This window comes from Lentzea sp. NPDC036955 (genome assembly GCF_055608005.1).
This window is the reverse complement of the sequence record NZ_JBVJRC010000003.1, coordinates 486869-505019: the sequence shown is the minus strand read 5'-3', so window position 1 is coordinate 505019 and position 18151 is coordinate 486869. Positions and strand designations below refer to the sequence as shown.

Sequence of the window (18151 nt, the reverse complement as noted above, 5' to 3'; positions counted from 1 at the left end):
GGGGTAACAACCAGCGATCATCCCCTGGTCGGGCGTGCGGCGTTCCGCCCTCCGGACTACCCGGCCTGTTCCACGACGGGCCGGGTGCAAAACTTCCCGCGTGGCAACAGTGATCGAGATCAACGACCCCGCGGACCCCCGGCTGGACGACTTCCGCGACCTGTCGACGGCCGACCGCAGGCCCGACCGGCCGGGTGGGCGCGGTCTCGTGATCGCCGAGGGCGTGGTCGTGGTGGAACGTCTGCTGGCCTCCCCGTACCCCGTGCGCGGACTGCTCGGCGTGCGCCGCCGCGTTGAGGCGCTCGACCTCTCTGAGCTGGACGTTCCTGCTTACGTGACGTCAGCGGAGGTTATGGCGTCGGTCGTCGGTTTCCACTTGAACCGCGGTGTGCTGGCCGCCGCCGACCGCGCTCCCGCCGTGGACCTGGACACCCTGACCGACGGCGCCCAGCGCCTCGCCGTCCTGGAGGGCGTCGGCGACCACGAGAACCTCGGCTCGATCTTCCGCAACGCCGCCGCGCTCGGCATCGACGGCGTCGTCCTCGGCCCCGGCTGCAGCGATCCCCTCTACCGCCGCAGCGTGCGCGTCTCGATGGGCCACGTCCTGCGCGTCCCGTTCGCTACCACGGATCAGTGGCCCGTGACGCTGAACATGTTGAGGCAAAAGGGTTATACAGTTGCCGCCCTCACGCCACGCCCCGCTGCCCTGCATCTTGCAGACGCCAATTTGCGCGGCCGCCGCGTCGCCGTCCTCCTCGGCTCGGAGGGCCCGGGCCTCACCGACGAGGCCATCGCCGCGGCCGACCTCGCCGTCCGCATCCCGATGTCGTCCGGCGTGGACTCCCTGAACGTGGCCACCGCCGGCGCCGTCGCCTTCTACGCGCTCCTCTAGAGCAGCGTCAGGATCAGCACGACCCAGGCCACCAGCACCCCGGTGACCACGCCGTAGGACACCCACCGCCACACCGGCACCTTGCGCCCGAGCCACACACTCGGCGCCAAGCCACCCACCACCAGCACGTTGGCGATGAGCGCCAGCCACCGGCTCGTCTCACCCAGCCCGAGCGACAACGACACGACCGTGACCGTGACGATGGCGGCCGTGATGAAGCTGACCGTCAGCCCCGTCCCCCACGGCGTCGGCTCCGGCTCTTCCTCCCGGTCCTCCACCACCGTCTGCACGGCCTGCTCCGCCACCGCCTCCTCGGGCGCGTCGACGCTGACCTGCTCACCGCTCACCGGGTCCGTGTACCGCACCGGCGTGTTCATGACCGCCGCGAGCCTGCCCGCGAGCTGCTTGCCCCGCCGCGCGACCAGCGCACTGGCCACCCCGTCCGCGGGCGTCTCGGTCCGCACGACGGCATCGGCGACCTTCGCCCACTCGTGCAGTGCCTCGGCCAGATCAGCGCCGAGGGGCAGGCTGTGCGGGTCGACCTCACGCTCGCCGGTCTCGTCCTCCCCGGCGAGCACGGCGCGGCCGTCCCGAACTCGCAACTCCACGAACCCCTCCTCCGGTGGTTACGTCGCAGAACCTATCGGACGGGGGAGGGCGGGGAGAACGATCGACCGCGCTGTTCGACGGAAGCCGGCCGCTTCTCGCCTGGTGACACCGGGGAGACCGGGGGCGTGCCGGGGGACGCCGGTTGAGCGAAGCGAGACGGACCGGCACAGCCGGGCCTGGCCCAACCCCGGTGGCAACGCGACAGGCGACGGGCCCACCCCGGCCCCGCTCCCAAGGCAACAGCCAGGGGCTCTCAGCCCGTGTCCCGCGCGACAAGCAGGCACTCTCGGCCCTACCGCAGGCGACCGCCAAGGCCTTCGAACGCCGCCCGCCAGGCGGCCCAGCCGCCGTCGTGGGATCGCGTTCGCGCCAGATCCCCATTGGCGCGAACGCGACCCAGGCCGCTACGCGAGCGAGTCGCGCCAGGCCGTGTGCAGGGCCGCGAACCGGCCCCGCTCACCGATCAGCTCCGCGGGGGAGCCGTCTTCCACCACAATGCCACCGTCCACGACCAGGACGCGGTCGGCGATCAGGACCGTGGACAGGCGGTGGGCGATGATGAACGCGGTCCGGTCGGCCAGGACGGTTTCCAGGGCGGCCTGGACGGCGCGTTCGGTCGGGACGTCCAGCGACGATGTTGCCTCATCGAGGACCAGGACCGCGGGATTTGCCAGGAAGGCGCGCGCGAAGGCGACCATCTGGCGTTGGCCCGCGGAGAGGCGGCCGCCGCGTTTGCGCACGTCGGTGTCGTAGCCGGCGGGAAGGGCTGCGATGAACTCGTGTGCGCCCACCTCCGCTGCCGCCGCCTCGATCTCGGCGCGGGAGGCCTCGGGGCGGCCGAGGGCGATGTTGTCGGCGACCGAGCCGGAGAACAGGAAGTTCTCCTGGGTCACCATCGTCACCGCGCGGCGCAGGTCCTCGTCCGCCAGGGAGCGCAGGTCCACGCCGTCGAGCTGCACGGCGCCCGCCGACGGGTCGTAGAAGCGGGCCACGAGCTTGGCCAGGGTGGTCTTGCCGGCACCGGTCGCGCCGACCAGGGCCACGGTCTGGCCGGCCGGCACGTCCAGCGTGAACTTCGGCAGCACCATCCGCGCGGAACCGGGGTAGGTGAACTCCACGTCGGCGAACCGGATCGCGCCGCGGGCGTGCGGCAGGGCCACCGGGGACGCGGGTTCGGGCACCGACGGTTCCTCCTCCAGGACACCGGAGATCTTCTCCAGCGCGGCCGCGGCCGCGGAGTAGGAGTTCGCGAACATCGCCAGCTCGTCGAACGGGTCGTAGAAGCGGCGCAGGTACAGGGTGAACGCGGCGAGCACGCCCAGCTCCAGCGAACCGGACGTCACCCGGTACGCGCCCCACGCCAGCACCACGGCCAGCGACACGTTGCCGATGACGCGGATCGTCGCGGTGAACGCGGCCATCACGCCCAGCGCGTCGGTGTTCGCGTCGCGGTACCGGGCGTTCAGGCCCGTCATGATCTGCTCGTTGCGCGGCTGGCGGCGGAACGCCTGCACCGCGCGGATGCCGTTCATCGACTCGACGATCTGCACGATGATCTTGGCGATGGCGCCGCGGGTGCCGCGGTAGGCCTCCATCGAACGGCGGCGGAACCAGCGCCAGATCAGGTACGCGGGCAGGAAGCCCGCCAGCACGACCGCGGCCAGCGGTGCGTCGAGCCACAGCAGGACGACCGCGATGCCCACCACGGACAGCGCCGCGTTGAACAGGCTGTCGAGGCCCTCTTCGAGCAGGTCCTGCATCGCGTCGACGTCGCTGGTCAGGCGGGAGATGACCTTGCCGGACGTGTACGACTCGTGGAAGCCGACCGACAGCCGCTGCGAGTGCCGGAAGATCCGTCCGCGCAGGTCGAGCAGCAGGTCTTGGCCGACCCGGCCGGACACCCGCAGGAACGCCCAGCGCAGGAACGTCATCAGCACCGCGCACACCGCGTACCCGGCGACGCACCACACCAGGATCGACGTGCCGCCGTCGACGGCGGCCGGGATGCCCTTGTCGATCGCCGCGGCGATCAGCAGCGGGCCCGCGAGGTTCGCGAGGTTGCCGCCGACGACCGCCGCGACCGCGACCGAGGCGCGGCCGACGTGCGGGCGCAGCAGCGAGCCGAGCAGCCGCCGCGACCGGGCCTGCAACCGCAGCCCCGTCGAGTGCGACAGCTCCTCGATCTCCTCGGCGGCGACGCCGCGCCACTCTTCTTCCCGCTGTTGCTGCACGACCACGTCGCTCACGACGCCACCTCCTCTTCCACCAGTTCGTCGTCCGTGCTGGACAGCAGGCGCCGGTACTCGTCGTTCGTCTCCAGCAGCTCCCGGTGCGACCCGACCGCGGCGATCCGGCCGTCGACCAGCAACGCCACCCGGTCGGCCAGCTGCACCGTGGACGGGCGGTGGGCCACGACCAGCGCCGTCACGCCGTGCAGCACCCGCCGCAGCGCCGCCTCGACCTCGGCCTCGGTGTGCACGTCCAGCGCCGACAGCGGGTCGTCCAGCACCAGCACCGCCGGCCTGCCCACGACCGCGCGCGCCAGCGCCAGCCGCTGCCGCTGCCCACCGGACAACGACAGCCCCTGCTCACCGATCCGTGTCGCGAGCCCCCACGGCAGCGCGTCCACGAACTCCTCGGCCTTCGCCACCCGCAACGCCTCGCGCACCCGGTCCTCGTCGACGTCCGGCACGCCCAGCGCCACGTTCTCGGTCACCGACGCGGAGAACAGCACCGGCTCCTCGAACGCCGTGCCGACCACTCGCCGCAGCTCCTCCAGCGACAGGTCCCGCACGTCCACGCCGTCGATCGTCACCCGGCCACCGGTCACGTCCGCCAGCCGCGGCACGAGCGCCGTCAGCGTCGTCTTGCCCGACCCGGTCGCGCCGACCAGCGCCAGCGTCTCGCCCGGCCGCAGGTCGAGGTCGACACCGGCGAGCACCTCGCGGCCGTCCTCGAACGCGAAGCGCACGTCCTCGAACCGCACGTGCCCGCGCACCGGTTCCGGCAGCGACACCGGCCGCTCCGGCCCGCTGATCGTCACCTCGACGTCGCGGACCTCCCAGTAGCGCTCGGCGGCGGCCGCAGCCTGGTTCGTCTCGGCGAGCAGCCAGCCGATCGAGTCGATCGGCCACCGCAGGTACGCGCTGACCGCCACCGCCGCCACCAGCGCACCGACGGTGAGCCAGCCGTTCACGATGCCGACCGCGCCGACCGCGAGCATGCCCGCGATGGAGAGCTCCGGCAGCACGATCAGCACCGACCACAGCGCGGCCAGGATCGAGATCTTGTTCAGCTCGGTCCCGCGCAGCTCACGGGCCTGCGCCAGGAACCGCTTCGAGAGCTCCGGGCCGCGCCCGAAGGCCTTCAGCACCCGGATGCCGAGCACCGACTCCTCGACCGTCGTGGTCAGGTCGCCCGCCTGGTCCTGCGCCTTGCGCGCGACGACCTTGAACTTCGCCTCGAAGAAGTACGAGATGACGATCAACGGCAGCGCGCCGCACAACGACACGACGACCAGCCACGGCGACAGGAACGCGATGATCCCCATGCCGATGACGATGACCACGGAGTTGACGATCAGGAACACGATCGCGAACGCCACGAACCGCCTGATGGTGCTCAGGTCGTTCGTGGCGCGGGACAGCAGCTGACCGGACTGCCACCGGTCGTGGAACGAGACCTGCAACCGCTGCAGGTGCCGGTAGAGATCGGCGCGCATGGCGGCCTCGACCTCGGCGGCGGGTCGCGCCGCGAGCTTGCGCCGCACGTAGAACAGGCCCGCCTCGCCGAGCCCGAGCACCAGCACGCCCAGGATCAGCCACGGCAGGACCGCGGTCTCCTTGTTCTGGATGGGTCCGTCGACGATGCGCTGGGTGAGCAACGGGATGCCGAGTCCACACAGCATCGCGAGCATCGTCGCCGTCAGCACGACGGTCATCCGCGCGCGGTACGGCCGCACGTACGGCCACAACCTCCGCAACGTCCTGATCGTCGTGTTTCGTTGATCGCTCACGCGATGAGCCCCCTCTTGGTGTTCCTCGACAGTACGAAGGAGCACCGACACTCAGCATCCGGTTTTTCGCTGCCCCGACCCTCCCGGCTCGACATAGGTCGAGGTCAAGGGCACGATGACCACCATGACGCGGTTTCTGCGCACCGAGCAGACGATGGCGTTTCCACACGGACGGCTCATCGCCTCACGCGATGGGGTGAACTACGTCCTGGCGCCCGACGGCTGGGACCACCTCGGCGGGCAGCGCCCGAAGCACGCCGCAGTCCTCTCCCGCGAGGAGGCGGAGGACTGGTGCGAGCGCGAGGGCTGGGACCTGCACCTGCTGGACGAGGTGCCTACGCCTTCTTGAACGTGAACAACGCCACGAGCCCGTAGGCCACGGCCGCGAGCAGCGCCTCGGCGTGGTGCCGGTTCGAGAACCACGCGAGCAGCGGCTCGTGCACCTTGAGGTACAGCCCGATGCCGAGCAGCACCGGTCCGAGCAGGATGACCGGCCACACCGGCCGCACCCCGAACACCCACAGCACCGGGCCGGCGAGCACGAGCGACGACACCAGCGCGAGCGGCAGCCCGACCAGCACCAGCAGCAGGAACTCCGACATCGACTGGCTGTCGAGCCACGACTTGAGCACGCCGCCCTCGTAGGCCCACGTCCAGCCGAGCACCAGCCCGGCGCCGACGGCCATCGACAGGACGACGCGCAGCAACAACCGGCGCCCCGCCTTGCCCGTCTTGCCCGCGGTGCTCTGTTCTGTCACGCCTGCCACCGTAATCGCTCGTGGGGACCCGAAAAACCTGCCGACGGGTACCCCTGGCAGTGGCCGTCCCACACCTTTCAGCTGTGTGACTCCACGGGACGTCTCGACGTGAAGAGCGCCGCGAGCGCCTAGGCCACACACGGCACGAGGATCAACGCGGTCTCGGCGTACTGCGGGTAGGCGTGCTTCGAGAACGTCCGCGCCATCACCAGCGACACGACCACCACGACCCACAGCCCGCTGCCGATCCCGGTCGCCCACCAGCCGCGCTCCTGCCGCCCCAGCCGGAACCCGCCCGCGATCAGCACACCGGCCACGAACGTCCAGAAGGCGAACAGCACCGGGATCGCCGCGAACACCAGGTAGGCCGGACCCCTGGACGGAAGCTGGTGCAGCGTCACCAGAAAACCCGCGCCGACGACCGCTCCGGTCACCGCCCCCACGACCACGCGCACCACCATGCGCCCAGGACTACCTGATCAAGCACCTGGTCAGGCCGTTGTGCACGGAACCTCCACAACACCTTCACGACCGCGGCGGGGTGGTGAGCACCGCGGCCAGCGCGAAGAACACGGCGAAGATCGGCACGGCCGCCCAGAAGAACCCGAGCGCGAAGAACACCGTCGTCGCCACGGCCATGACCACCGCAGGCACGGCCAGCCACGGCCGGGCCAGCTTCGCCGCGCGCAGCGCGAGCCACCCCAGCACCGACGCCACGACCGTGAAGATCGGCACGGTCATGACGGCGGTGCCGAGGCACCCGTAATCGTCCTTCGTGCAGACGGCGCCGGACGCGATGAGTCCGAACACCCCCCACCAGACCAGCCCGAGGAGTGCACCCACTCCGGCAGCCAGCGCGACACGACGTCCCATGACGGCGTCGGCCCTTCAGTCAGCGGTTCGACCGCACGCCGAGTAAAACGTCTTCCCACGACGGCACGATGGGGTGGTTCTTCTTCCCCCTCTTGGGCGGAGCGTCCTTGCGGACCGGCTTCTCCGCCGCGGGTGCCTCTGGTTCCGCCACCGCGGTGGCGGGGGAGTCCGTCGCCTGGGCCGGAACGGGCTCCGGCTCGGGCAGGTCCTCCTGCGCGGGCTTCTCCACCACCGGTGCCGGCGGTGCGGGTGCGACCGGCTCGTCCACCACGGGACCGGGGCCGATGATCACCGGAGCCGCCTCCAGCGCCTGCCGGGCCAGCTGCGTCACCGGCCGCACCGTGCGCAGCGTGCGGTTCGGGTTCGGGTCCATCAGGTCGACCGCGGCCTCGTCCAGCGCCGTGACCGTGCCGCCCTGCGCACCGGGGTGGAACGCCCAGTGCGCGCGGTTGTCCGAACGACCGGTCTTCCAGTGCAGCTGCACGATCCAGCGGCCGTCGTCACCGCGCCACGAGTCCCACGACGTGTCGCTCAGGTCGTGGCCGCGCAGCCCGAAGGAGTGCGCGACGACCTCGCCCAGCGTCTGGACGTCCGGCCCGTCCTCGCGCACCGGGTGCGCGCGCTGGGCCATGTCGGCCGTGCGCGACCGCTCCAGGAGCACGGGATAGGCGAAGCGCTCGACGCGGTGCGTGGGCAGCCCGGCGGCAGCGGCGACCTGCTCGATCGACTCGCCGGCGCGGATGCGGGCCTGGATCTCGCGCGGCCGCATCTGGGCCTCGCCCGACTCGATCTGCATCTGGCCGAGACGGGCCAGGTCACCGCGCAGTGCCGCCCGCAGGCGCTCGTCGGCGGGGAGCTTGAAGCGCTCGCCGCGGTTTTCGGGGTCCTCGAGGATGACGGACTTGCCGTCCTCGTCGAGCCCGATGACTCGCAGCGCTCGCATCGTGGCCTCCCTGAATCTGCACCTCGCCAGCGAAGAACGTTAAGACAACGAGCCGCCAAGAGGTGGGAGACTCGCCGATATCTTTACGTGATCTTGCCAGTTCACGGGCCCTGCCGCACGCCGGTTTCCGGAAGGTTCACCTGGACCACCAGCCCTCCTCCCCCGTTCGGACGAGCTTTCGCCGAGCCGCCGTGCGCCTTCGCCACGGACTGCACGATCGACAGCCCGAGGCCCGATCCGGCTGTGCCCGTGCGGTCGCGCAGACGTCGAAAGGGCTCGAACAAACCGGGTACCGCCTGCGCAGGCACGGTGGGACCGGTGTTCGCGACGACGAGGTCTTGATCAAGCTCTACCGTGACGGACCCGCCCGGCTCGTTGTAGAGCACCGCGTTGCGCACCAGGTTGCCGACGAGCTGGGCAAGTAGGACGGGGTCGCCGTCGACCAGATACCTGCGTGTCCGAACCGCAAACGTGACCTTTTTCTCGGCGGAAAGTGCCGCGCACGCCTCGATTTCGTCCTCCACGACCTCATCGAGCCACACCAGCTCACGCGTGGTGAGCCCGCGGTCGCTCCGCGCGAGCACCAGCAGCCCGTCGATGAGCTTCTCGCTCCGCTCGTTCGTGTCGAGCAGGTGCGCGCCGAGCCTGCGCGTCTCCTCGGTGACGTCCGGGTCGGCCAGCGCCACCTCGATCAGGGTCCGCTGCACGGCCAGCGGGGTGCGCAGCTCGTGCGAGGCGTTCGCGACGAACCGCTTCTGGCTGTCGAACGACGAGGCGAGCCGGTCGAGCATGCCGTCGAAGGTGTCCGCGAGCTCCTTGAGCTCGTCCGGCGGGCCCTCCAGCTCGATCCGCTGGTCGAGCCGGGTCGCCTCCAGCCGGTGCGCGGTCGTGGTGATCTCGTGCAACGGCGCCAGCACCCGCCCGGCCACCACCCAGCCCAGGCCGGCGGCCAGCACGGCGGCGACCACCAGCGCGATGGCGGACTGCCACAGCACGGTGCCCATGACGTCGGTCTTGACCGCCGCGGCCGTCATGACCACGGCGTCCGCGGGCAGCCTGGTCACGTCCACCGTCTGCTGCACCGGCTCCACCTCCAGTGGCCGCGTCACCATCCCCTGCGTGGCCAGCGCGACCCCGTCGGCGGGCAGGAACCAGTCCGCGAGCAGCCAGTAGTTCAGCCCGACCAGCGCGACGCCCGCGATCAGGAACACCCCCGCGTACCAGGCCGTCAGCCTGGTCCGCAACGTCACGGGCCGAACCGGTAGCCGGCACCGGGCACGGTCTCGATGACCTGCGGTGCGCCCAGCTTGCGGCGCAGCGTCATCACCGCCACCCGCACGGCGTTGGTGAACGGGTCGGCGTGCTCGTCCCACGCCTTCTCCAGCAGCTCCTCCGCGCTCACGACGGTGCCCTCCGCCCGCATCAGCACCTCCAGCACCGCGAACTCCTTGGGTGAGAGCGGCAGGAACCGCCCGTCCCGCGACGCCTGGTGCCGCGGCAGGTCCAGCGTCACGCCCGCGCGTTCGAGCACCGGCGGCAACGCGGGCCGCGCCCGCCGTCCCAGCGCCTGCACCCGTGCCACCAGCTCGGCGAACGCGAACGGCTTGGTCAGGTAGTCGTCGGCACCGAGCCCCAGCCCGGCGACCCGGTCGTCCACCTCGGCCGCCGCGGTCAGCATCAGCACCCGCGCCTCACCACCGCGGGCGTGCACGGCCCCGCACACCTGGTCGCCGTGCACCAGCGGCAGGTCCCGGTCGAGCACCACCACGTCGTAGGCGTGCACGCCCACGCGTTCGAGGGCCGCCTCCCCGTCGTAGCAGACGTCGACCGCCATCGAGAACCGGCGCAGGCCCTCGGCGACCGTGTCCGCGAGCAGCCGTTCGTCCTCGACCACCAGCACACGCATGCCGCACAGTCTCCGCGAACGGGGCATAAGCACTGGATAAAGCCTTTCGCTTAACGCCGTCGAATGACGTCCTCCGTAGACCTGTCGCCATGAAGACCACCACCGCTGTGCTGCTGGGGCTGCTCCTCGCGTTGAGCGCCTGCGGGACGGAAGAACAACCGGCCGCCCAGAACGACCAGAAGAGGGGCGACATGGTCGAGTTCGCCCAGTGCATGCGGGAGAACGGCATCAACATGCCGGACCCGCAGGACGACGGCCGCGTCGGCATCGCGATCGGCGGCGAGGACGGCGTCGCACTCGACCAGGACAAGATGAAGACCGCCCACGAGGCCTGCAAGCAGCACCTGCCCAACGGCGGCGAGCTCAAGCCGCCGTCGCCCGAGGAGCAGGACAAGCTGCGCCAGCAGGCGAAGTGCATGCGCGACAGGGGCTACAACTGGCCGGACCCGCAGTTCGAGGGCGGCGGCCCCACCGACACGATCGAGCTCCCCGATCTGGAGAACGACAAGGTCGAGCAGGACATGAAGGACTGCGGCCTCGGTGAGGGCATGGTCGCGGCGAGGCCCGTCGGATGACCCGCCGCGTCAACAGGAAGGTCGTCGTCGCCGCGCTCGTCGCCGCGGTGGTGCTCGGCACCGGCGGGGTCGTGGTCCTCACGAGGGTCGCGGCCGATCAGGCCAACGCCGCACCGCTGCGGAACGACCCGGCGAAGACGGTGCCGGTGAAGCGGACGAACCTCGCCGACCAGCAGCAGCTGACCGGCCAGCTCGGCTTCGGTGCCGAGCGCGGTCTGGCGAGCCGGAAGGGCGGCACCGTCACCGGGCTGCCGAACCAGGGTGCCGTCATCGAGCAGGGCAAGCCGGTGTTCCACGCGGACGCCAAGCCGGTGCCGCTGTTCTACGGTTCGCTGCCGCTCTACCGCGACCTCGAACAGGGCATGTCGAACGGACCCGACGTCAAGGTGGTGGAGGAGAACCTCGCCGCGTTGGGGTACAAGGACTTCGGCACTCCGGATGAGAAGTTCACCTACTACACCGCCACGGCGTTGAAGAAGTGGCAGAAGGCCAACGGCCTGGAGCAGACCGGGAAGCTCGGCACCGGCGACGTCGTCGTCCAGCCGGGCGCCATCCGGGTCGCGGCCCTGACCGCCCAGCTCGGCGCCCCCGCCGGCGGTGACCTGATGAAGGTCACCGGCACCGAACGCGCGGTCACCGTCGAGCTGGACACGGCCAAGCAGCGCCTCGCCAAGCAGGGCGAGAAGGTCGAGCTGTCGATCACCGGCGGCAAGCCCACCACCGGCACGATCACCGGCATCACCCGCACGGCGGGCGACCCCAACCAGGGTCAGAAGGCCAAGATCGTGCTGACGATCTCCGTCGACGACCCCGCTGCCGCGGAAGGCGTCGAGACCGCCAACGTCACGGCGCTGTTCACCGTGGCGAAGAAGCAGGACGTCCTGGCGGTGCCGATCGGCGCGCTGCTCGCGTCGGCCGAGGGCGGCTACGGCGTCGTCACCGACGACGGCAGGACCATCCCGGTCACCGTCGGCATCTTCGCCAAGGGCCAGGTCGAGGTCCAGGGCGACGGCCTGCGCGAGGGTGTGAAGGTGGTGACCACCGAGTGATCACCGTCGACCGCGCGAGCCGCACCTATCCCGGTGGCGTGCAGGCGCTGCGCGACGTCTCCCTGACCGTCGGGGGCGGGGAGATGCTCGCCATCGTGGGACCGTCCGGTTCGGGGAAGTCGACGCTGCTGCACCTGATGGGCACGCTCGACAAGCCCACGACGGGCCGGGTCGAGATCGACGGCCACGACATCTCGTCGTTGTCGGACAACGCGCTCTCGGCGCTGCGGGCCCGCACGATCGGGTTCGTGTTCCAGCAGTTCTTCCTCACGGACGGCTTGTCCGCCATCGAGAACGTGGCCTCCGGGCTCGTCTACGCCGGCGTGCCGCGCTCGAAGCGGCGTTCGATGGCGATGTCCGCACTGGACCGGGTCGGGCTGATCCACCGGGCGCTGCACAAGCCGCACGAGCTCTCCGGTGGTGAACGCCAGCGGGTCGCGATCGCGCGGGCCGTGGTGAACACGCCGAGAATCCTGCTGGCCGACGAACCGACCGGCAACCTGGACACGAAGAACGGCGCGGGCGTGCTGGAGCTGCTGGACAGCCTCAACTCCGACGGCACGACGATCGTGATGATCACCCACGACCGGGACATCGCGGCGTGGGCACCGCGCCGGGTCGAGGTCCGCGACGGGGTGGTCGTGTGATCGACCTGCTGCGCCTCGGGTTCTTCGGCATGAGGACCCGCCCGGTCCGCGCCGTGCTGTCGGCACTGGGCATCGCGATCGGCATCGCCGCCGTCGTCGCGGTCGTCGGCATCCCCGCCTCCAGCGCCGCCGCGTTGCGGGAGGAGATGTCCAGGCTGGGCACCAACCTGCTCACCGCCGCACCCGGCCAGGACTTCTTCGGCCAGGACGCGAAGCTGCCGGAGACCGCGGTGCCGATGGCCAGGCGGATCGGCGCGGTGTCGGCGGCGAGCGCGACGGGCAAGATCTCCGCGAGCGTCCGCAAGAACGACCTGGTGCCCGCCAGCGACACGCTCGGGTTGCAGGTGCAGGCCGCCGAACAGGACCTGCTCGCGGTGCTGCACGCCGAGGTCCGCGCCGGCCGGTGGCTGTCGCCGGGGGAGAAGTCGGTGGTGCTCGGGGGCACCGCGGCCGCGCGCCTGGGCGTGCAGGAGCCCGGTGTGCAGCTGTGGATCGACGGCCAGTGGTTCACCGTGGTCGGCATTCTCGGCCCGCTGCCGCTCTCGCCGGAGATCGACCGTTCGGCGCTGATCGGCTGGGAGGCGGCCAAGGAGGCGTTCGGGTTCGAGGGCAACGCCGGCACGGTCTACGTGCGCACCACGCCCGACCAGGTGGACGACGTCCGCAGGCTGCTCGGCCCGACGCTGAACCCGAAGCAGGCCAACGAGGTCAAGGTGTCGCGGCCCTCGGAGGCGCTGGAAGCGCAGAAGCTCGCGGAGAGCTCCTACAACGCCCTGTTCCTCGGCCTGGGCGGGGTCGCGCTGCTCGTCGGCGGTGTCGGCGTGGCGAACACGATGGTGATCTCGGTGCTGGAACGGCGCAGGGAGATCGGGCTGCGGCGGGCGCTCGGGGCGACCCGGCGGCAGATCCGGTGGCAGTTCCTCACCGAGTCGGTGCTGCTGTCCGGGCTCGGCGGGCTGGTCGGCGTGATCGTGGGTGTCGCGGTCACGGCCGGGTACTCGATCAGCCAGCGGTGGCCGGCGGCACTGCCGTGGCCCGCCCTGCTCGGGGGAGTGGGCGCCGCGATCCTCATCGGCGCGATCTCCGGGCTCTACCCGGCGGTGCGAGCCGCCCGCCAATCCCCCACCGAGGCCCTCGCCTGAACGCACGCGGGGACCTTTCGTACTCTCCGAGAGTACGAAAGCTCCCCGCGTGCGCTGTCAGAGCTGGCCGACGACCCAGTCGATCGCCTGGGTCAGGGTCGTGACATCGCTCGGCTCGATGGCCGGGAACATCGCCACCCGCAGCTGGTTCTTGCCGAGCTTGCGGTACGGCTCCACGTCCACGATCCCGTTGGCGCGCAACACCTTCGCCACGGTGGCGGCGTCGACGTCGTCGGAGAAGTTGATCGTGCCGACGACCTGCGAGCGGTCAGCGGCCTTCTCCACGTACGGCGCGGTGTACGCGGTCTTCTCGGCCCACGAGTAGAGCCGGTCCGACGAGTCCTTGGTGCGCGCGACGGCCCAGTCGAGGCCGCCGTTGCCGTTGATCCAGTCGATCTGGTGCGCCAGCAGGAACAGCGTGGCCACCGACGGCGTGTTGTACGTCTGGTCCTTCGTGGAGTTGTCGAGCGCGGTCGGCAGCGACAGGAACTCCGGCACCCAGCGGTCCTTGAGCTCCTCGACGCGCTCCAGGGCCTTCGGCGACATCAGCGCGAGCCACAGCCCGCCGTCGCTCGCGAAGGACTTCTGCGGCGCGAAGTAGTAGACGTCGAAGTCCTCGGCCTTGACCGGCAGGCCACCCGCGCCCGACGTGGCGTCGATGGCGATCAGCGCCTGCTCGGAGCCCTCGATGCGGGTGACGGGCATGGCCACACCGGTCGAGGTCTCGTTCTGCGCCCAGCCGACCAGGTCGGCGCCCTCGGCGTAGAACAGCTCCGGCGCCGTGCCCGGCTCGGCCTTGGTGACGAGCGAGTCCTTCAGGAACGGCGCCGTCTGCGTGACCTTCGCGAACTTCGACGAGAACTCACCGTTGGTGAAGTGCTGCGCCGTCTCGCGGACCAGTCCGAAGGACGCCGCGTCCCAGAACGCCGTCGTGCCACCGTTGCCGAGCACGACCTCGTACCCGTCGGGCAGCGCGAACAGCTCGCGCAGACCGGACCGCACCCGGCCCACGAGGTTCTTGACGGGCTTCTGCCGGTGCGACGTGCCGAGCAGGGCCGCACCCTCGGTGGCCAGGGCCTGCACGGCCTCCGGGCGCACCTTGGACGGTCCACAGCCGAAGCGGCCGTCGGACGGCTTGAGGTCGGCGGGCAGCACCAACGAGGTCGGATCGGCGGTCTGGGTCATGTGGTCACGCCTCCGGGGCGGTGAGTCTTCTAACGGACCTGACCGGCGCCGTTGCCGGAGTTCACAGTGTTGCAGGCCGGTGGCCGGCAGGTGACAGGCGGGTGTCCTGGGTCACTGCCGGAAGCCGCCCGGCGTGCGGTGGGGCCGGGGAGCTCGGCGCGTCACCGCAGCATCCCGCGCTCCATCGCCGTGGTGACCGCCGCGGTCCGGTCGGACACCCCGAGCTTGTTGAACACGCGCAGCAGGTGCGTCTTGACCGTGGCCTCGGAGATGAACAGCGCCCGTCCGATCTCGACGTTCGACAGGCCCTTCGCGACCAGCCGCAGCACCTCGGCCTCCCGCGCCGACAGCGGCGGGGTCCGGACCTGGCCGACGACCTTGGCGACCATCGACGGCGCCAGCACCGTCTCCCCGCGCGCGGCGGCGCGGATGGCGGCGATCAGGTCCTCGGTCGTCGAGTCCTTCAGCAGGTAGCCCGACGCGCCCGCCTCCACCGCGCGGAGGATGTCCGAGTCGGTCTCGTAGGTGGTCAGCACGAGCACGCGCGGGCCCGTCCCGACGATCCGGGCGGTCGCGGCCACACCGTCCATCTCCGGCATGCGCAGGTCCATCAGCACGACGTCCGGGAGCAGCGCCGCGGCCTGGGAGATCGCCTCGGCACCGGAACCGGCCTCACCGACCACCTCCAGGTCCGCGGCCACGAGCATGCCGCGCAGGCCCTGCCGCACCACCGGGTGGTCGTCCACCAGCAGTATCCTGATCACAGCGGCACCTCCACGAGCACCGAGGCCCCCTCGTCCGACGACAGGGACAGCCTGCCACCCACCTGCTCCAGCCGGGCGCGCATGCCCCGCAGGCCGAAGCCCTCCGGTGCGTCGCCGAAGCCGCGGCCGTCGTCGCGGACCTCCAGCGACACGCCGTCGGCGTCGAACCGCAGCACGACGTCCACCCGGGACGCACCGGAGTGCCGCAGCACGTTGGTCAGCGCCTCCTGGGCCGTCCGCAGCAGCACCACCTCCACCGACGTCGGCAGCGCGACCGAGTCGCCGATCACCCGGAACGCCGACGGCAGCGCCGCACCGGTCACCAGGCGCCGCAACGCGTCCTCCAGTGACGAACCGTCCAAAGGCGACGGTGCGGTGGAGGCGACCAGTGCCCGTGCCTCGCGCAGGTTCTCCCGTGCCGTGGCCAGTGCCAGCTCCACGTTCGGCTGCGCGCCCTGCAGCAGCGTGATGATCGACGTGAAGCCCTGCGCCAGCGTGTCGTGGATCTCCGCCGACCACCGGGCCCGCTCGGCCTCGATGGTCAGCGCCTCGATGCGGTGCAGCAGCTCACCGCGTTGCGCGTTCTGCCGCGAGATCTGGCTGATCGCCCACCCGAAGGCCTGCGAGAAGCCGATGATCAGCAGCGCGGCCGGCCAGGGCAGCGCGGGCACGGCGCCCGCGGCCCAGGTCAGGATCTGCGGCGTGAACACGAACACCGCCATCGGCAGGAACGCCCACGCGGTCGGCAGCACCATGTAGATCTGCGGCACCAGGCCGAACAGCGCGAAGGTCGCGTTGCCGCTGAACCACACCGCCGGCGCGAACGTGGCGAGCGAGCCGGCGGCGTAGACGAACCCGTGCCAGTCCTCGTGCCCGCGCCGGACCAGCTTGCGGCCGTAGAACAGGAACCACAGCGCGTTCAGTCCCAGCAACCCCGCCGCCGTCAGGCGGTCGGCGAGGGTGTTGTTGTCGATCAGGATGAGGACGAGCGCGGTGGCCTGGGTGACCGCGAAGAGCACGTACCAGGTGATCAGCGACTGCCGTTCGTCCACCTGAAGGTCCGGCTGACCCCCACCAGGCCCACCAGCGTCCACGCCCCGAGCACCAGGGCGGTCCTGCCGAGCTCCCATGATCCCGCCGCCTCCATGACCGCGTAGTTCTCGTCCAGAGCGAACACCGAGCGGAAACCCTGGCACACCCACTTGAGCGGGAAGAACGACCCCACCGTGCGCAGCGACTCTGGCAGCGCCGACTGCATGATGAACACGCCGCTGAGGAACTGCAGCACGATGTAGGGCAGGTTCAGCACGCCCGCCGCGCTGCGGGTCGAGGTCGCGATCGAGCTGAGCGCGACACCGATCAGCGAGCACGAGACGACGCCGAGCACGAACACCCACGCGAACGTGCCCCACTTCGCCGCGGTCGCCGGCAGCTCCAGGTCGAACCGCAGCACGCCCACCGCGACCAGCAGCACCGCCTCGAACAGGCTCGTCACGAAGACCAGGACGATCTTGCCGATGAAGTAGGACGTGAACGGCATCGGCGTGCCGCGCAGGCGCTTGAGGGTGCCGTCCTCGCGGTCGGCCACGACGCTCATGCCGAGCCCGACGAACGAGGTCGAGATGATGCCCGCGCCGATCATGCTGGCGGCGAACATCTGCGCGGCGGCCGGTTCCTTCACGTAGACGGTGCCGAGCAGCAGCATCAGCAGTGCCGGCAACGACACCGTGAAGATGAGGTTCTCCTTCTGCCGGAAGAAGTCCCTCAGCTCGGCCGCACCCCTCGCGAGGCCGAGCCGCAGGGTTCCGGGAAGCACGGCGGTGGTCATTTGATCAGCTCCAGGTAGACGTCCTCCAGCGACGGCCGGGTGACGGTGAGTTCGGCGAGCTCGCCGTGGCGGGACAGCTCGGCGACGGCCTTGGTGGGTTCGGAGGTGCGGATCTCGGTGTAGCCGCTGTCGGACAGCCACCGCACGGTGGCGTCGGCGTGTGCGCGGCCGCCGAGCGTCCGCGGCGTGCCCTCGGCGACGATCCGGCCGCCGGCGAGCACGGCCACGCGGTCGGCGAGCGCCTCTGCCTCGTCGAGGTAGTGCGTGGTCAGCAGGATCGTGGTGCCCTCGGCGGCCAGCAGCCGGACCAGGTCCCAGAACTGGCGGCGCGCCTCCGGGTCGAACCCGGTGGTCGGCTCGTCCAGGAACACGAGCTCCGGCCGCCCGATGATGCCGAGCGCCACGTCCAGCCGGCGCCGCTGACCCCCCGACAGCGTGCCGGCGCGGGCCTTGGCCTTCTCGGTGAGCCCGACGAGGTCGATGACCTCCTCCGGGTCACGCGGGTCCGCGTAGTACCCGGCGTAGTGCCGCACGGCCTCGCGGACGGTGAGGTTCGCGGCGTCGCTCGCGCTCTGCAGGACGATGCCGAGCTTCGAGCGCCACACCCGCCCCGCCTTCGCCGGGTCGCCGCCGAGCACGCTCACCTCCCCGGCGTCCCGGTCGCGGTGGCCCTCCAGGATCTCCACGGTCGTCGTCTTGCCGGCCCCGTTCGGCCCGAGGACCGCGAACACCTCACCGCGGGCGACGTCGAGGTCCACCCCGGCCACCGCCCGGTGCCCCCCGTAGGCCTTCTCCAGCCCTCGCACTCGAATCGCGTTCATGCACAAATCCTCCGGCGCACGGGTGCCTCTCCGGGACGACCGCCCCGCCGACCCCGGTTGTCCACCGGTCGGTGGACACGGCGGCACGCGGGGCCCTTTCGTGCGCTCCTGGTGAACGAAAGCTCCCCGCGTGCGTTCATGTTT

Annotated in this window: 20 protein-coding genes; 6 read left to right on the top strand and 14 right to left on the bottom strand. The window is 71.0% G+C overall.

Features of this window, described 5'->3' with window-relative positions; genetic code table 11:
• The first annotated feature begins 100 nt into the window (after positions 1-100).
• A complete protein-coding gene (locus ACZ7CF_RS11620; RefSeq protein ID WP_360385583.1) occupies positions 101-892 on the top strand; it encodes a TrmH family RNA methyltransferase in 792 nt (263 codons plus the stop codon).
• Here the strand turns inward: ACZ7CF_RS11620 and ACZ7CF_RS11615 are convergent.
• The 3 genes from ACZ7CF_RS11615 to ACZ7CF_RS11605 form a co-directional block, all read right to left on the bottom strand.
• Complete coding sequence (locus tag ACZ7CF_RS11615) at positions 889-1500, bottom strand: DUF2537 domain-containing protein (protein ID WP_458429539.1); 612 nt, start codon at positions 1498-1500, stop codon at positions 889-891. The genes ACZ7CF_RS11620 and ACZ7CF_RS11615 overlap by 4 nt on opposite strands.
• A 405-nt stretch (positions 1501-1905) precedes the next feature.
• Positions 1906-3747, bottom strand: a complete 1842-nt coding sequence (locus tag ACZ7CF_RS11610; RefSeq protein ID WP_458429538.1) for an ABC transporter ATP-binding protein — start codon at positions 3745-3747, stop codon at positions 1906-1908.
• Entirely contained in the window at positions 3744-5516 is a 1773-nt protein-coding gene (locus tag ACZ7CF_RS11605; RefSeq protein WP_360385589.1) for an ABC transporter ATP-binding protein, read from the bottom strand. The genes ACZ7CF_RS11610 and ACZ7CF_RS11605 overlap by 4 nt, the downstream gene beginning before the upstream one ends.
• Before the next feature lie 124 nt (positions 5517-5640).
• Between ACZ7CF_RS11605 and ACZ7CF_RS11600 the strand changes: the two genes are divergently transcribed.
• Positions 5641-5865 carry a hypothetical protein gene (locus tag ACZ7CF_RS11600; protein WP_458429536.1) on the top strand — a complete coding sequence of 75 codons (225 nt, stop codon included), beginning with the start codon at positions 5641-5643 and terminating at the stop codon, positions 5863-5865.
• Here ACZ7CF_RS11600 and ACZ7CF_RS11595 read toward each other — a convergent pair.
• The 6 genes from ACZ7CF_RS11595 to ACZ7CF_RS11570 all read right to left on the bottom strand — a co-directional run bounded on the left by ACZ7CF_RS11595 (position 5852) and on the right by ACZ7CF_RS11570 (position 9996).
• Complete coding sequence (locus tag ACZ7CF_RS11595; RefSeq protein WP_360385593.1) at positions 5852-6274, bottom strand: hypothetical protein; 423 nt, start codon at positions 6272-6274, stop codon at positions 5852-5854. The two genes, ACZ7CF_RS11600 and ACZ7CF_RS11595, sit on opposite strands and share 14 nt — an antisense overlap.
• Before the next feature lie 128 nt (positions 6275-6402).
• Positions 6403-6735, bottom strand: coding sequence for a hypothetical protein (locus tag ACZ7CF_RS11590; protein ID WP_470369540.1), 333 nt, complete (start codon positions 6733-6735; stop codon positions 6403-6405).
• Between the two features lie 64 nt (positions 6736-6799).
• Positions 6800-7147: a hypothetical protein gene (locus ACZ7CF_RS11585; protein WP_470369539.1), complete on the bottom strand. Its 348-nt coding sequence runs from the start codon at positions 7145-7147 to the stop codon at positions 6800-6802.
• 19 nt (positions 7148-7166) lie between these two features.
• A complete protein-coding gene (gene sepH, locus ACZ7CF_RS11580) occupies positions 7167-8090 on the bottom strand; it encodes a septation protein SepH (protein ID WP_360385599.1) in 924 nt (307 codons plus the stop codon).
• Positions 8091-8191: 101 nt separating this feature from the next.
• The gene (locus ACZ7CF_RS11575) at positions 8192-9340 is read right to left on the bottom strand and encodes a sensor histidine kinase (RefSeq protein ID WP_360385601.1); all 1149 of its coding nucleotides are present in this window, start codon (positions 9338-9340) and stop codon (positions 8192-8194) included.
• Complete coding sequence (locus ACZ7CF_RS11570) at positions 9337-9996, bottom strand: response regulator transcription factor (protein WP_360385603.1); 660 nt, start codon at positions 9994-9996, stop codon at positions 9337-9339. Before ACZ7CF_RS11570 ends, ACZ7CF_RS11575 begins: the two co-directional genes overlap by 4 nt.
• A gap of 89 nt (positions 9997-10085) precedes the next feature.
• Between ACZ7CF_RS11570 and ACZ7CF_RS11565 the strand changes: the two genes are divergently transcribed.
• Genes ACZ7CF_RS11565 through ACZ7CF_RS11550 form a run of 4 tightly spaced genes read left to right on the top strand, consistent with a single transcriptional unit; the run spans position 10086 to position 13409 of the window.
• The gene (locus ACZ7CF_RS11565; protein ID WP_470369538.1) at positions 10086-10571 is read left to right on the top strand and encodes a hypothetical protein; all 486 of its coding nucleotides are present in this window, start codon (positions 10086-10088) and stop codon (positions 10569-10571) included.
• A complete protein-coding gene (locus tag ACZ7CF_RS11560) occupies positions 10568-11620 on the top strand; it encodes a peptidoglycan-binding protein (protein WP_470369537.1) in 1053 nt (350 codons plus the stop codon). The genes ACZ7CF_RS11565 and ACZ7CF_RS11560 overlap by 4 nt, the downstream gene beginning before the upstream one ends.
• Positions 11617-12267, top strand: a complete 651-nt coding sequence (locus tag ACZ7CF_RS11555; protein ID WP_360385609.1) for an ABC transporter ATP-binding protein — start codon at positions 11617-11619, stop codon at positions 12265-12267. Before ACZ7CF_RS11560 ends, ACZ7CF_RS11555 begins: the two co-directional genes overlap by 4 nt.
• Positions 12268-12296: 29 nt before the next feature.
• A complete protein-coding gene (locus tag ACZ7CF_RS11550; RefSeq protein WP_470369678.1) occupies positions 12297-13409 on the top strand; it encodes an ABC transporter permease in 1113 nt (370 codons plus the stop codon).
• Positions 13410-13466: 57 nt separating this feature from the next.
• On the opposite strand, the gene serC is transcribed toward ACZ7CF_RS11550, so the two are convergent.
• The 5 genes from serC to ACZ7CF_RS11525 all read right to left on the bottom strand — a co-directional run bounded on the left by serC (position 13467) and on the right by ACZ7CF_RS11525 (position 18007).
• Positions 13467-14594, bottom strand: a complete 1128-nt coding sequence (gene serC / locus ACZ7CF_RS11545) for a phosphoserine transaminase (protein ID WP_470369536.1) — start codon at positions 14592-14594, stop codon at positions 13467-13469.
• A 161-nt stretch (positions 14595-14755) separates the two neighbouring features.
• Positions 14756-15358, bottom strand: coding sequence for a response regulator transcription factor (locus ACZ7CF_RS11540; protein WP_360385613.1), 603 nt, complete (start codon positions 15356-15358; stop codon positions 14756-14758).
• On the bottom strand, positions 15355-16410 hold the full coding sequence (locus ACZ7CF_RS11535) for a sensor histidine kinase (protein WP_360385615.1): 1056 nt from the start codon (positions 16408-16410) through the stop codon (positions 15355-15357). Before ACZ7CF_RS11535 ends, ACZ7CF_RS11540 begins: the two co-directional genes overlap by 4 nt.
• On the bottom strand, positions 16389-17186 hold the full coding sequence (locus ACZ7CF_RS11530; protein ID WP_470369535.1) for an ABC transporter permease: 798 nt from the start codon (positions 17184-17186) through the stop codon (positions 16389-16391). Before ACZ7CF_RS11530 ends, ACZ7CF_RS11535 begins: the two co-directional genes overlap by 22 nt.
• Entirely contained in the window at positions 17183-18007 is an 825-nt protein-coding gene (locus ACZ7CF_RS11525) for an ABC transporter ATP-binding protein (protein ID WP_470369534.1), read from the bottom strand. The genes ACZ7CF_RS11530 and ACZ7CF_RS11525 overlap by 4 nt, the downstream gene beginning before the upstream one ends.
• Positions 18008-18151 lie beyond the last annotated feature (144 nt).

Excerpts from the sequence above, each read along its gene's own strand:
- serC (WP_470369536.1), bottom strand. The coding sequence starts at position 14,594 with ATGACCCAGACCGCCGATCCGACCTCGTTGGTGCTGCCCGCCGACCTC.
- ACZ7CF_RS11570 (WP_360385603.1), bottom strand. The coding sequence starts at position 9,996 with ATGCGTGTGCTGGTGGTCGAGGACGAACGGCTGCTCGCGGACACGGTC.
- ACZ7CF_RS11565 (WP_470369538.1), top strand. The coding sequence starts at position 10,086 with ATGAAGACCACCACCGCTGTGCTGCTGGGGCTGCTCCTCGCGTTGAGC.
- ACZ7CF_RS11525 (WP_470369534.1), bottom strand. The coding sequence starts at position 18,007 with ATGAACGCGATTCGAGTGCGAGGGCTGGAGAAGGCCTACGGGGGGCAC.
- ACZ7CF_RS11560 (WP_470369537.1), top strand. The coding sequence starts at position 10,568 with ATGACCCGCCGCGTCAACAGGAAGGTCGTCGTCGCCGCGCTCGTCGCC.
- ACZ7CF_RS11550 (WP_470369678.1), top strand. The coding sequence starts at position 12,297 with ATGAGGACCCGCCCGGTCCGCGCCGTGCTGTCGGCACTGGGCATCGCG.
- ACZ7CF_RS11585 (WP_470369539.1), bottom strand. The coding sequence starts at position 7,147 with ATGGGACGTCGTGTCGCGCTGGCTGCCGGAGTGGGTGCACTCCTCGGG.
- ACZ7CF_RS11590 (WP_470369540.1), bottom strand. The coding sequence starts at position 6,735 with ATGGTGGTGCGCGTGGTCGTGGGGGCGGTGACCGGAGCGGTCGTCGGC.
- ACZ7CF_RS11530 (WP_470369535.1), bottom strand. The coding sequence starts at position 17,186 with ATGACCACCGCCGTGCTTCCCGGAACCCTGCGGCTCGGCCTCGCGAGG.
- ACZ7CF_RS11600 (WP_458429536.1), top strand. The coding sequence starts at position 5,641 with ATGACGCGGTTTCTGCGCACCGAGCAGACGATGGCGTTTCCACACGGA.
- sepH (WP_360385599.1), bottom strand. The coding sequence starts at position 8,090 with ATGCGAGCGCTGCGAGTCATCGGGCTCGACGAGGACGGCAAGTCCGTC.